The organism is uncultured Sphingomonas sp. (genome assembly GCF_913777625.1).
Lineage (GTDB): Bacteria > Pseudomonadota > Alphaproteobacteria > Sphingomonadales > Sphingomonadaceae > Sphingomonas.
On record NZ_CAJYTI010000040.1, the window covers coordinates 135,869 to 148,980 of the forward strand.

Below are 13,112 nucleotides of genomic sequence, written 5' to 3' on the forward strand. Positions count from 1 at the left end.
GAAGACCGATCTACACGACCGATGTGCGTTGCACCCGGCCTGTAGCGCTTTTGCCACAGCGATGATGACATGTATCAATCCCGGGCCGGTTTTGGTCAGCAAATGACAAACGGCACAGCAGCACTGCCTGTAATTTGGGCAATATGCGAATTTTTCGCGCCGAACCGCGAAATCGCCACCTGCATTTTCTGCGCAGAGCTTCCTGGAAACGGCAGATTTTGCGCGCGATTTGTGCTTTTTTGGATACAGTTTGACACAAACCTGAAAGTCTATGCCGGCCTGCGGGTTTACAGTCGAACCGTGCACCGTAAGCTTTTGGCAAGCTTTGCACCGAACGGCTCGCCGTGCGGCGTGCGAAGCGGGGAGAAGAACCGGCCGCCCGACATCGGTGCGCCGGAGCCGAAAGGGAACAGTACACGTGAAACCGACTCGATTTGCATCTGGCCTGCGTGCCGGCACAGCACTTGCGGGCCTTGGCGCGATCGCACTCCTGGCGACGCCTGCCCAGGCTCAGACCCAGACTTCCGACGCCCCCAGCAGCGCCCAGCAGGAGCAGCCGCCCGAGATCGTCGTCACCGGCTCCATCTTCCGCCGCACCAACACCGAGACGCCGTCGCCGGTGACGGTGCTGTCGGGCGAAACGCTGTCGCGGGCCGGCATCACCAACATCAATGACGCCGTGCGGTCGGTCTCCGCCGACGGCGCCGGCTCGATCTCGACCGGCTTCGCCAACGGCTTCTCGGCCGGCGGTGCCGCGGTGTCGCTGCGCGGCCTGGGCGTCTCGTCCACGCTGGTGCTGATCGACGGCCTGCGCAGCACCAACTTCCCGCTCAACGACGACGGCCACAACGCCTATGTCGACCTGAACTCGATCCCGTTCAGCGCAGTCGAGCGCGTCGAAGTCCTCAAGGACGGCGCGTCGTCGACCTACGGCGCGGATGCGATCGGCGGCGTCGTCAACATCATCATGAAGAAGCACTTCACCGGCGTCGGCGGCAATGTCGAAGGCGGCGTCAGCGAGAAGGGCGACGGCGCCCGCTACCGCGCCAGCCTGACCGCCGGCTATGGCGATTACGAGCAGAAGGGCTGGAATTTCTACGTCAACGGCGAATACCAGCGCGACCAGAAGATCTCCGCCACCGCCCGCGGCTTCCCGTACAACACGCTCGACCTCAGCCGCCTGCCCGGCGGCCTGGACAACAACACGGCGGATAGCTCGCTGACCACGGCGACGCCCGACGCGATCGTGCGCCGCGCGCCGCAGACCAACCCGAACGATCCGTTTACCGGCGGCGTCGCCTTCGGTAGCTCGCAGCTGCTCACCTCGCCCGCCAACTGCGTCAACGGCACCTTCACCGTGGCCAGCGGCTCCAATACGGGCACGGCGTGCAAGCACGACCTCGCGGCCGAATATGGTTCGCGCTACAACGACATCCAGCCGGTGCAGGAGCGCTACAACTTCTCCGGCCGCCTGAGCTTCCGCGCCAGCGATTCGATCGAGGGCTACATCACCGGCAGCTACTCCCATAACAACATCAAGATCGGCCGTGCACCGGCGAGCATCCGCCAGACCCAGCCTTATGGCGGCTCGCCGACGCTGGCCTCGAACAACCCCGGCGTCGTGCTGCCGGTCTATGTCTGCGCGGCCGGCACCAACTGCGCGACGGCGGCAGACCGCCGCCTGAACCCGAACAACCCGTTCGCCGCCGAGGGCAATTCGGCGCGCATCTACTATCTGTTCGGCGACATCCCTGTCGGCACCGATCGCTCCAACGAAGTGATCCGCGGCGCCGCCGGGCTGAGCGGCGACTTTGAAGGCGGCTATCACTGGAAGGTCGACGCGGTCGCCGCGCGCGACAACTTCTCGATCACCTCGATGGGCGTGATCAACATCGCCGGACTGAAGCAGGCGATCAACACCGGCGCCTACAACTTCGCCAACCCCTCGGCGAACACCCAGGCAGTGCGCGATCTGATCGCCCCCACCTATACGGTGCCGTCGCACACCTCGATGCTGTCGCTCGACGCCTCGATCAGCAAGGACCTGTTCGCGCTGCCGGGCGGCCCGCTGCAGGTCGCCATCGGCGGCCAGGTGCGGCGTGAGGTCCAGGAAAACAACAGCATCAACGCGAACCTGGATCGCTATGCCAATACCTCGGCAGCGTTCGGCAAGCACACGGTGGCGGCCGCCTTCTTCGAAGTGAACGCGCCGGTGCTCGACACGCTCGAGATCAACGGTTCGGGTCGTTACGACCATTATTCGGAAGGCTTCAGCCACTTCTCGCCGAAGATCGGCGCCAAGTGGACGCCGGTGAAGCAGATCGCGATCCGCGGCACCTATTCGAACGGCTTCCGCGCACCGACCTTCGCGGAAAACAACCCGCGGTCGAGCTATGCCGGCTTCGTGACGATCACGCCGCCCGCCAGCTTCCAGCTCGCCCATGGCGGCCTGATCACCGCCGGCAACACGAACCCCTATGCACAGGCCTACAGCATCGGCTCGGGCTTCTCGGGCAATCCGAACCTGAAGCCGGAAAAGTCGCGCAGCTTCACCGCCGGCGTGGTGGTCGAGCCCGTGCGGAACGTCAGCTTCACGGTCGACTATTACAACATTCGCAAGACCGACGTGATCGTCACCGGCCCGGATGCACTGACCGCGCGTAACAACTATTACGCCGGCCAGCCGCTTCCGGCGGGCTACACGGTCGCCGCGGTCGACGCGCCCGATCCGCTGTTCCCGACGGCACTGCCGCGCGTGCTGATCATCAACGCGCCGTACGTGAACGCCGGTTCGGCGACGGTCTCGGGCCTCGACTTCGGTGCGAACGTCAGCCTGCCGCTGGGCCAGGACATCAAGTTCACCAGCCGTCTGGATATGAACTATCTGATCCAGTACGACCTGAACCCGGGCGGCGGCGCCAAGGTTCAGAAGTATGCCGGTACGCTTGGGCCGTACGAGCTCTCGTCGGGCGCCGGCACCCCGCGCGTGCGCGGCAACTGGCAGAACACGCTGGAGATCGGCCGTCTCGCCCTGACCGCGACCACCTATTACGTGTCGCGGATCAAAGAAGTCGCTGCCGACGAAGGCGACGATCTGAGCTGCGCCGGCGGCAACCTCTACGGCACGGGTCAGAACTTCTGCTATGTCCGTCGCTTCATCTACGCGGATCTGAGCGCGCAGCTGCAGGTCAACCCGAACTTCAGCTTCAACATGTTCGTGGGCAACTTCACCAACGAGAAGGCACCGATCGCACCGGCGTCCTACTCGGGCACGAACTACCTGCCGACCTGGCACATTGCTGGCGTCGTCGGCCGCACCTTCCGCGCGGGCGCGACGTTCAAGTTCTGATCGCCTCCCTTCGGGGATGATCGAACTGGGAGCGGCACTCATCCGAGTGCCGCTCCTTTTCTTTATGGATCAACGCGCGCCCATCGGGCCCGCCACCAGCAGCGGGTCGAGCCGGGCGCCGCGCCAGCTGATTCCCCAATGGAGATGCGGCCCCGTCGCGCGGCCCGTGGCGCCGACGGCACCGACTGCCTGCCCCTGCCGCACCGTCTCGCCTTCGCGAACGTCGATCCGGGAGAGGTGGAGGAATGCGCTCGACAGGCCCATGCCATGGTCGAGCATCAGCAGATTGCCCTCCAGCGTGAACGGCGCCTCGGCTGCCAGGATCACCACGCCGTCTGCGGGAGCGGCGACGGGCGTGCCGGTCGGCAGCGCGATGTCGATGCCCGAATGATAGGCGCCGGGCTCGCCGGCATAGATACGCTGCGAGCCGAACAGCGTGGAGATGCGGCCCCGGGCCGGCCAGGCGAAGGCCTGGCGCCAGCCCTGTGCGCCGGTCTGCTTCGCGCGCGCAGCCGTGATGCGGGCCAGTTCGGCCGGGCGCCGTGCCGCGAACTCGGCGCTGGGCAGCGGGATCTTGGGCAGGTGGTCCAGCCGCGAGATGTTCCAGCTGCGCGGCGCGATCGCCAGTGCGTCGCGGACGACCTGTCCATCGGCGAGTACGGCCTCGACGACCGCGCTAGCGCCCGCATCGCGATCGAAGGCGATCAGGAAGCGGCCGTCGACGGCGAAGTCGATCGGCTGGCCGTTCAGCCGGAGCGCCGTTGTGCCCGGTGGCACCTGACCGCGGGCGATGCCGCCCTGCTCGAAGCTGCCGGCGAGCGCGAACGGATCGCCGCCGGCATGGGCGGCGCGGGGGATCAGCGGCAGCGCGAGCATGCCCGCGGCGAAGCGCCGCCGGGCGATCATGCCTCCAGCAGGGCCTTGGTCGCCGCCTCGGGGCTGGCATAGGGCTCCTGTCGCGCGACGCTCCAGTAGCGGAGCATGTCGACGGGGATGCGCTCGCCGGTGACCGCGCACAGCACATGGTCGCCGGGGGCGAGAACGCGGAAGCCGTTGGCCATATAGTGCAGCTTGGCGACGCGGGCGGTGTTGGACATCAGCATGGGCGGCGCCATTCCTGCTCTTGAAGACTTCGGGTGCAGCTCACAGCAGCGTCGGCTGCTCGGGCTTGGGCGGAACATAGGCTTTGCCGCCCCCGCGCTCAACCCGGGCATCCACCGATCCGTCGGCGAAATGCAGCGTCACGGCCTGTGCGGCGCGCGCATCCTCGGCCGAGGCGACCACCTTGCCGGTGCCGCGCCCCTCGACCCAGGCATAGCCTTTCTTGAGCGGCAGTTCGGGATCGAGCAGTTCCAGATGCCGCCCCATCGCGGCCAGCCGCTCGGACGCGGTGGCGAAGCCGCGTTCGAGGCTGGCGAGCTTGAGCGCCTCGGCCGGGCGGGCGAAGCGCTGGCGCAGCGCCGCCAGCTCGCGATCGGCGGCGCGGTCGAGCGCGAGCGCGCCCAGCCGCTGCCGCGCGGTGGCCAGCCGCTGTTCGAGCGTGGCGGGCCGCAACGCAGCCCCGGCACGATCGAGCTGGCCCCGCGCCACCGTTACCCGCCGTTCGAGCCCAAGCCCGAGCCGCGCCCCGGCATCGTCGAGCCGCTGGCGCTGGGGGCCCAGCAATGCGTCGCGGCGCGGCAGCACGCGGACCAGCGCCGCCAGCTGCTCGCCGGCGCGTTCGTGGTAGCGGCGCACGCAGCGCTCGGTCCGGTGCGCCAGCGTGGCGATGCCGTGGCGGACTTCGGACAGCACCGGCACCGCGATCTCGGCCGCAGCGGTGGGGGTCGGCGCGCGCAGGTCGGCGGCGAAGTCGCACAGCGTCGTGTCGGTCTCGTGGCCCACCGCCGAGATGATGGGAATCCGGCACTCGGCGACGGCGCGGACGACGACTTCCTCGTTGAACGACCAGAGATCCTCGACCGAGCCGCCGCCGCGTGCGACGATCACCAGGTCGGGACGCGGCACCGGGCCGCCCGGCTGAATCGCGTCGAACCCGCGCACCGCCCGCGCGACCTCCTGCGCCGATCCGTCGCCCTGCACCTTCACCGGCCAGACCAGCACATGGCTGGGGAAGCGATCCTCCAGCCGGTGGAGGATGTCGCGAATCACCGCGCCGGTGGGCGAGGTCACCACGCCGATCACCCTGGGCATATAGGGCAGCGGCTTCTTGGCGCGCGCGTCGAACAGCCCCTCACCCGCCAGCTTGGCCTTGAGCTTCTCGAGCAGCGCCATCAGCGCGCCTTCGCCGGCCAGCTCCATCCGCTCGATGACGATCTGGTATTTGGAGCGGCCCGGATAGATGGTGAGCTTGCCGGTGGCGATCACTTCCAGCCCATCCTGCGGCTGGAACGGCAGCGCGGACGCGGCGCCGCGCCAGATCACCCCGTCGATCACCGCGTCCATGTCCTTCAGCGCCAGATAGGCATGCCCCGAGGCGGCGCGCTTCCACCCCGAAATCTCGCCGCGCAGGCGGACATGGCCGAACTCGCCCTCCACCATCCGCTTCAGCCGGCCGGAGAGTTCGCTGACGCTCATCGGTGCCGCGTTGTCCCCGGGCACCGCCTCGGCTACGAGCCGCGCCGATGAAGTCTCGAAAAGGGGGTCGGCCATGAACGTCCTGCTACTGGGGTCGGGGGGTCGCGAACATGCGCTCGCCTGGAAGCTCGCGCAATCGCCGCTGCTGACGCAGCTCTTCGCCGCACCGGGCAATCCGGGCATAGCGGCGCATGCGACCTGCGTCGACCTGATACCCACCGATCCGGCGGCCGTGCTCGCCTTCGCGCAAGACCATGCCATCGGCCTCGTGGTCGTGGGCCCCGAAGCGCCGCTGGTGGCGGGCGTGGGCGACGCGCTGCGCGATGCCGGCATCCCGGTGTTCGGGCCGAATCGCCTGCCGGCCCAGCTGGAGGGGTCGAAGGGCTTCACCAAGGATCTGTGCGCCCGGGCGAACATTCCCACGGCCGGCTATGTCCGCGTGCACGGGCTGGACGAAGCGCTGGCGGCGCTGGAGCCGTTCGGCCTGCCGGTCGTCGTGAAGGCAGACGGCCTCGCCGCCGGCAAGGGCGTGACGGTGGCGATGACCCGCGACGAGGCGGTGGGCGCGCTCACCGCGATCTTCGCCGATGCCGGCGCCAGCGCGGTGATCGAGGAATTCCTCGACGGCGAGGAAGCCAGCCTGTTCGTCATCACCGACGGGACCAGCGCCGTGCCGTTCGGATCGGCGCAGGACCACAAGCGCGTCGGCGAAGGCGATGTCGGGCCCAATACCGGCGGTATGGGCGCCTACAGCCCCGCACCGGTGCTGACGCCTGCGCTGGAGCAGGCCGCGATGGAGCAGATCGTGCTGCCCACCATCGCCACGCTCGCCGCCGAGGGCATCCCCTATTCGGGCGTGCTCTATGCCGGGCTGATGCTCACCAGGACCGGCCCCAAGCTGATCGAGTACAATGCCCGCTTCGGCGACCCCGAATGCCAGGTGCTGATGCTGCGGCTGGAGGACGACCTGCTCGAACTGCTGCTGGCGACGGCGCGCGGCGAGCTGGCGGGCCGCCCCGCCCCGCGCTTCCGCCCCGATACGGCGCTCACCGTGGTGATGGCCGCGCGCGGCTATCCCGGCACGCCGGAAACCGGCGGCGCGATCGAAGGGATCGACGCCGCGGAAGCCGCCGGCGTCCGCGTCTTCCATGCCGGTACGAAGCAGCAGGGCGACACGCTGGTGGCGAGCGGCGGCCGCGTGCTCAACGTCACCGCCATCGGGCCGGACATCGCGCAGGCGCAGGCTGCTGCGTATCGCGGCGTCGACGCGATCGACTTCCCGACCGGTTTCTGCCGCCGCGACATCGGCTGGCGGGAACTGGCGCGCGCCGGAAAGTAACGTCCTCGATCGCTCCCGCTGCCCGTCGCGACGCGCCGGGCGGCGGGTTCAGCCGACCAGATCGTCCCGAACCCGCCCCAGCCGGCTGCGCCTGGCCTGTTTCCGCAGCGCGCCGGGCATCCAGCGTGCGGCGAACCACAGCTTCCGCGCGGTCTTGCCGACGCGGGTGTGCAGGGTATCGCCATGCACCGCCGCCCAGGCAGCTTCCGCGACATCGCCCACCGGCGAAATCTCCAGCCCCGCGCGCCGGACGCTTTCGCGAATCAGCTGGTTCGATCCGCCGGTCGGCTGGTCGAGCAGCGGCGTGTCGATGAAGGCGGGCATCAGCGTGCGCACCCGCACGCCCGCTGCCGACCATTCGCCGTCGAGCGCCTCCGCCAGTCCGCGCACCGCGAACTTGGTGGCGGAGTAGATGGCCGCCCCCGCCGCGCCGTAGATGCCCGCCGCCGAGCTGGTGATCAGCATCACCGAGCCGGGCCTCGCCGAGAGCAGCGCGAAACCGGCATGCGCACCGTGCACCACACCGGTGAAATTGACCGCGATGCAGCGCTCCAGCTCGGCGGGATCGGTGGTGGCAAAGGGGCCGCTGGTGCCGATTCCGGCATTGTTGAACAGCACGTCCATCCGCCCGCCGCTGGCCGTCGCAAAGTCGGCCAGCGCCGCCACCCACTGATCACGGTCGCGCACGTCGAGCAGATGCGTCGTCGCGGCGCCTTCGGGCAGCAGCGCCCGCGTTTCCTCAAGGCCCGCCGCATTCACGTCCGCCAGCCCCACGCGCCAGCCCCGCGCCGCAAAGAGCTGCGCCACCGCCCGCCCGATGCCCGACGCACCACCGGTAATGAAAATCGCCTGCTGGGCCATGCCCCTCTCCCTCGTCACGAGCCTTTTGCCGCGCCCTGGCGGCATTGTTCCGCACAATTGCCGAGGATGCCAGCCCGATCAGATGCCGCCGAGCAGTTCGTCGACCCAGGCGGGCACCAGCACGCTCGCGGGGCCCATGCGGCTTTGTTCGAACCAGTGGCTGCCGCCCGAAGGCTCCAGGTTCATCTCCAGCGTCGCCGCGCCATGGTGTCGTGCGGTCTGGACGAACCCGGCGGCGGGATAGACCGCGCCCGAGGTCCCGATCGAGACGAACATATCCGCGTCCGCCAGCGCCGCCTCGATCCGGTCCATCTCGTAGGGCATCTCGCCGAAGAAGACGATGTCGGGGCGCAGTGCCAGCATCCCGCAGTTCGGGCATTCGCTCTCCGGCGGCAGCGCCTCGGCCCAGGCCTCGCGAATGCCGCAGGCCGCGCACAGGGCGGAGCGCAGCTGGCCATGCATGTGGAGCAGCCGCGTCGCCCCCGCCCGCTCGTGGAGATCGTCGACATTCTGGGTCACGATCAGCAGGTCGCCCGGCCACTCGGCGTCCAGCCGCGCCAGTGCGTTGTGCGCAGCGTTGGGCACCACTGTATCCAGCGCCGCACGGCGCAGGTCGTAGAAGCGGTGCACCAGCGCCGGATCGCGCGCCAGCGCCTCGGGCGTGCAGACATCCTCCACCCGGTGCCCCTCCCAAAGCCCGCCCGGGCCCCGGAAGGTGGCGATGCCGCTCTCCGCCGAAATGCCGGCGCCGGTGAGAATCACGAGGTTTCGCATGCTGGCCATGCCGCGACCCTAGGCCCGCCACAGCGCCGCCGCAAAGTCCGGTTCTGCTGGCCGTCTCAAGGATCGGAGACAAGACCATGGCCCCGCTCGCCTTCGCCCTCGTCGCGATCCTCCTGCCGCCCCAGACGCGCGGCCCCGCAGGGGACGACGATGGCAAGGGGATCGCCGCCCGATCGCTGACCCAGCAGCGCTGCCCCACGCCCCAGAGCGCCGACGAGATCGTCGTGTGCAAGCGCGACGAACCCGATCGCTATCGCATCGGCCCCAGCCTGCCGCCGCCGCCCCGGGCCCGCGCCATCGATCCCGCCTTCCGCCTGCCCGGCGGCGGCGAAGTTCGCGCGGAGGCCCAGCAACACAGCGCCGGCATCGCCTCCGTGCCGGCCGCCATGGTGACGCTACGCATTCCGTTGGGCGGCAAAAAGAAAAAGCCGGACGACGCACAAAAATAGCCTCTGTCGCTCTGCCGCCGGATCGTGCAACAGCGCGCAGCATGACGAGCATCGGCATCTACGGCAGCATGGGGCGGATGGGCCAGGCGATCGCCGCCGCCCTTCCCGAATTCGGCACACGGCTGGCAGGCGGCACCGATGTCGGCGGCGACCCCGCGGAACTCGCCCGCAAGGCCGATGTGATCGTCGATTTCTCCGCGCCCGCAGCGCTGGAGGCGAACCTCGCCGCCGCCCGCGCCGCGCGCACGCCGATCATGGTCGGCACCACGGGCCTGGGCGAGCGGCACCATCGGATGATCGATGCCGCCGCGCAGGAGATCGCCGTGCTGCAGACCGGCAACACCTCGCTGGGTATCGGCCTGCTTGCGCGGCTGGTGCGGGAAGCGGCCGCCCGGCTCGGGCAGGACTGGGACATCGAGATCATCGAGATGCACCACCGCAACAAGGCCGACGCCCCCTCGGGCACCGGGCTGATGCTAGGCAATGCCGCCGCCGAGGCGTTGGGCACCACGCTGGCCGAAGCCGGGGTAAGCGACCGCGCCGGCCTTACCGGCCCGCGTGCCGCCGGCACGATCGGCATGGCGAGCCTCCGCGGCGGATCGGTGATCGGGGACCACAGCGTGGTCTTCGCCAGCGATGGCGAGCGGATCGAGCTGACCCACCGCGCCGACGATCGCGCGATCTTCGCCAAGGGCGCAATCCGCGCAGCACTTTGGCTCGCCGGCCGCGAGCCGGGTCGCTACACCATGGACCAGGTGCTCGGCGTGTGAAGAAGGCGGCGGTCGTCGAGTTCTTCGCGCGGCTGGCGGCGGACAATCCGCACCCGGAAACCGAGCTCGAATCGGTCAACACCTACACCTTGCTCGTCGCGGTGGTGCTTTCGGCCCAGGCGACCGACGCGGGCGTCAACAAGGCGACCCGCCGGCTCTTCGCAGAGGTGGACACCCCCGAGAAGATGGTGGCGCTGGGCGAGGCGGGCCTCAAGGCGCACATCAAGACGATCGGCCTGTTCAACACCAAGGCCAAGAACGTCATCGCGCTGTCCGAAGCGCTGATCCGCGACCATGGCGGCGAGGTCCCCGCCGATCGCGACGCGCTGGAGCAACTGCCCGGCGTCGGCCGCAAGACCGCCAACGTGGTGATGAACGTGGCGTTCGGCCACGAGACCTTCGCGGTCGACACGCACCTGTTCCGCGTCTGCAACCGCACCGGCCTCGCGCCGGGCAAGACGCCGCTGGCGGTGGAGCTGAAGCTGGAAAAGGTGGTGCCCCAGCCCTTCCGGCTCCATGCCCACCACTGGCTGATCCTGCACGGCCGCTACATCTGCAAGGCCCGCACGCCCGAATGCTGGCGCTGTCCCGTCGCCGATTGCTGTGCGTTCAAACCGAAGACACCGGCACCCAAGCCGAAGAAGGCAGCCGAGCCGGCCTGAGCTTTTGCGCGCCGCCCTGCCGAAACGGGCTGGCGTTCCCGCGATTGCTTTGCTAGTCGGCCCTTTCCAGGCACCCGTAGCTCAGCTGGATAGAGCGCTGCCCTCCGAAGGCAGAGGCCACAGGTTCGAATCCTGTCGGGTGCGCCATCTTTTCAATGACTTAGCGCAGCGCCGCGACGGCCGTACGGAAAATGTACGGAAAACATCGTCGGACGAAATGCGCTCAAATGAACCCTCGCAGAGACGATTCGGGCGACGCTTCTGTGCGCGCCCCGCTAATCGCGCAGCCTCCTTCACCGATCGGGTGCGGGTTAGCGGGAGGAAGGCGATGTTCCGATGCGGTTGTTGGTGCCCCCCCGGACGATCGCTTGACCGACAAGCTCGGCGAAGGCGTCGTAGCGAAGCCGGCCGAGGCGCTGCGTCTCGGTATCGAAGGCCGGTCGGTGTAACGTAAGGGTGAGCCGGTGGCGGACGAACAATCCAAGGGCCTCGGTCAGTCGAGCTTCTGCTCCATTCGATCGGCAGTACGGTTCTGGCGGTCAAGCCGCGCGCCGAAGCGCTGATCGAGTTCATGACCGGCACACCTACAACAAGCGAATAAATCGTCTGGCGACGATCCAGGAACATCGCATGGCCCGACGCGCAATCGGGCGGGGCGTACCGGAAGCGAAGATCGCGGAAGCGCTTGGACTCGAGGTTGCATCCATCCATCGGCGATCGCAGATGCTCTATGGGATCTGCACCGAGGTTATTGATATCCTGAAAGACTTGGCCTGTCCGACAGCCGTCTTTGACGTCCTCCGGTGCATGTCCCCGATACGGCAGATCGAGGCCGCGGAACTCATGACCGGGCAGCAGAACTTCACGGTCGTGTGCGCCAAGGCAATGCTCGCGGCCACGCCGGACGATCAGTTGGTGCGTGTTCCCGCAAACCGGCCCGCGTCCGTTTCCAGCGAGCAGATGGCGCGAATGGAGCGAGAGCTTATTGGCCTTCAGATGCAGGTCAAGTCTGTCGAAGATCGATACGGCATCGATGGAGGCACTGATCCACCGCGTCCTCGAAGCTGTTCGGTTCGACGTCGAAATCCCGGATCGGTTCGGCAAGCCAGTCCGGCCGCGCGAATGGTTCTTGGTACCGCTTCCCGTAGTCGACGAAATCGTTGCACGCATCGCCGATGGCACGCTGGCGGGAATGACCTCCGATGTCCGATCGGCTGCGCTAGTGCCGATCGGATCGTAGCGTGCCGGAACCACTGCCACGTGGAGCATGGCTACGGTCGGAAGGGCGGCGTCAACGATGGAGCGTATCGACCGTCTGCCGCCCGCTGTCGAGGTGGCGGATTACGACCAGCTTACGCCGTTTATCCGTGGTAGGCCGAACGTCCGGATTTGACGGAAGCCGCCAACCGGGCGGGACAAATTGCGGGACAGTCGCCGACCCGGACGTTGCAAAGCAATTGATCGCCCATCTGGACTAGACAGGCGACTTCCACGGCTCGCGAGCATAGGCATCGTGCAGAATCTCCGCGAGCGCATCGGAGCGGTCGAATTGATGATCGCCGATGCTGGAAACCGCCAACCCTGGCGTCCAGGAGTTCACGACGACCGCTCCTTCCAGACCAGCCACCGCGTCCGCCCGCACGGATGCTTCGCGTTGCGGTACACCGGCCGCTGCGAGTTGCCGTTGCAGAATGGCCATCGTGACCCCCCGCAGAACGGCAGCCTTCGGCCACACGATCGACGCGCCATCCCAGAACGCCAGGTTCCAGATCGTCGCTTCCGCCAGTCGCCCCTGACTGTCCACGAATGCGGCATCGTCAAAGCCGCGCGCGATCGCCCGATGAAGAAAGTACGTCTTGGCCGCTTCGCCGACGTGCTTGATGTCCGGGCGCCAGCGATCATGACGAACCATGTCGAGGCGTAACGGGCCGACGGGGCCGTCGGTCGCCGGCATGGTGCGGATCAGCACAGCGGGAGGACTATCGTCGGCCCGCACAAATTCACCGGAACGCAGAAACATCGTGATGGTGAGCGAGGCGTTCGGTGCGCGATCGACGATGCTCGAGATTTCGGCGACCACCTGTTCGTCCGGCGTCGCACGGCCGAACAGTTCAAGGGACGCCCGGCGCAGCCGCCCCAGATGCAAGTCAAGACCACGAACCCGGCCGTTACGGACCTGCATGGCAGTGAAGTGGGCAAAGCCGGCGAAGGCAAGCGGCGCGAGATTCGCTGGCGTCGCGGATGCCCCATCAACGAGGGTGAGATCGGTCATTGAAAATGCTCCCGGGCTTGGTCCTATGGCGGAAGCGCGGCATATAGACC

General features: G+C 68.0%; 12 protein-coding genes, 1 tRNA gene and 1 pseudogene. 8 read left to right on the forward strand and 6 right to left on the reverse strand.

Annotated features, from left to right (window positions below):
• Positions 1–418: 418 nt before the first annotated feature.
• The gene (locus tag QZ814_RS18550) at positions 419–3,349 is read left to right on the forward strand and encodes a TonB-dependent receptor (protein ID WP_294335039.1); all 2,931 of its coding nucleotides are present in this window, start codon (positions 419–421) and stop codon (positions 3,347–3,349) included.
• Between the two features lie 69 nt (positions 3,350–3,418).
• Here QZ814_RS18550 and QZ814_RS18555 read toward each other — a convergent pair whose 3' ends face one another.
• Genes QZ814_RS18555 through xseA form a run of 3 tightly spaced genes read right to left on the reverse strand, consistent with a single transcriptional unit; the run spans position 3,419 to position 6,001 of the window.
• On the reverse strand, positions 3,419–4,255 hold the full coding sequence (locus QZ814_RS18555) for a M23 family metallopeptidase (RefSeq protein WP_294335040.1): 837 nt from the start codon (positions 4,253–4,255) through the stop codon (positions 3,419–3,421).
• On the reverse strand, positions 4,252–4,452 hold the full coding sequence (locus QZ814_RS18560; protein ID WP_294335041.1) for a DUF2093 domain-containing protein: 201 nt from the start codon (positions 4,450–4,452) through the stop codon (positions 4,252–4,254). Before QZ814_RS18560 ends, QZ814_RS18555 begins: the two co-directional genes overlap by 4 nt.
• Positions 4,453–4,492: 40 nt before the next feature.
• Positions 4,493–6,001 (reverse strand): exodeoxyribonuclease VII large subunit, encoded by a 1,509-nt coding sequence (gene xseA, locus QZ814_RS18565; RefSeq protein ID WP_294335042.1) that lies wholly within the window; start codon positions 5,999–6,001, stop codon positions 4,493–4,495.
• Here xseA and purD point away from each other — a divergent pair.
• Positions 6,000–7,265, forward strand: coding sequence for a phosphoribosylamine--glycine ligase (gene purD / locus QZ814_RS18570; RefSeq protein WP_294335043.1), 1,266 nt, complete (start codon positions 6,000–6,002; stop codon positions 7,263–7,265). The genes xseA and purD overlap by 2 nt on opposite strands.
• A 48-nt stretch (positions 7,266–7,313) precedes the next feature.
• Here the strand turns inward: purD and QZ814_RS18575 are convergent, their stop codons facing one another.
• Both QZ814_RS18575 and QZ814_RS18580 read right to left on the reverse strand, forming a co-directional pair.
• Positions 7,314–8,126 carry an SDR family oxidoreductase gene (locus QZ814_RS18575; protein ID WP_294335044.1) on the reverse strand — a complete coding sequence of 271 codons (813 nt, stop codon included), beginning with the start codon at positions 8,124–8,126 and terminating at the stop codon, positions 7,314–7,316.
• 78 nt (positions 8,127–8,204) lie between these two features.
• Positions 8,205–8,909: an NAD-dependent deacylase gene (locus QZ814_RS18580; protein ID WP_294335045.1), complete on the reverse strand. Its 705-nt coding sequence runs from the start codon at positions 8,907–8,909 to the stop codon at positions 8,205–8,207.
• A gap of 77 nt (positions 8,910–8,986) precedes the next feature.
• On the opposite strand from QZ814_RS18580, the gene QZ814_RS18585 reads away from it, so the two are divergent.
• From QZ814_RS18585 to QZ814_RS18610, 6 genes and pseudogenes are all read left to right on the forward strand, one after another.
• A complete protein-coding gene (locus QZ814_RS18585) occupies positions 8,987–9,358 on the forward strand; it encodes a hypothetical protein (RefSeq protein ID WP_294335046.1) in 372 nt (123 codons plus the stop codon).
• 41 nt (positions 9,359–9,399) lie between these two features.
• Positions 9,400–10,128, forward strand: a complete 729-nt coding sequence (gene dapB / locus QZ814_RS18590) for a 4-hydroxy-tetrahydrodipicolinate reductase (protein WP_294335047.1) — start codon at positions 9,400–9,402, stop codon at positions 10,126–10,128.
• Positions 10,125–10,790 carry an endonuclease III gene (nth, locus tag QZ814_RS18595; RefSeq protein ID WP_294335048.1) on the forward strand — a complete coding sequence of 222 codons (666 nt, stop codon included), beginning with the start codon at positions 10,125–10,127 and terminating at the stop codon, positions 10,788–10,790. Before dapB ends, nth begins: the two co-directional genes overlap by 4 nt.
• A gap of 70 nt (positions 10,791–10,860) precedes the next feature.
• Positions 10,861–10,937 (forward strand) — tRNA-Arg (locus QZ814_RS18600).
• A 309-nt stretch (positions 10,938–11,246) separates the two neighbouring features.
• Positions 11,247–11,807 (forward strand): annotated as a pseudogene (locus QZ814_RS18605) (plasmid partitioning protein RepB C-terminal domain-containing protein); the annotation flags it as partial.
• The gene (locus tag QZ814_RS18610) at positions 11,710–12,030 is read left to right on the forward strand and encodes a GIY-YIG nuclease family protein (protein WP_294335049.1); all 321 of its coding nucleotides are present in this window, start codon (positions 11,710–11,712) and stop codon (positions 12,028–12,030) included. The pseudogene QZ814_RS18605 and the gene QZ814_RS18610, both read left to right, overlap by 98 nt.
• A gap of 234 nt (positions 12,031–12,264) precedes the next feature.
• Here the strand turns inward: QZ814_RS18610 and QZ814_RS18615 are convergent, their stop codons facing one another.
• Positions 12,265–13,062, reverse strand: a complete 798-nt coding sequence (locus tag QZ814_RS18615) for an aminotransferase class IV family protein (RefSeq protein ID WP_294335050.1) — start codon at positions 13,060–13,062, stop codon at positions 12,265–12,267.
• Positions 13,063–13,112: the final 50 nt, after the last annotated feature.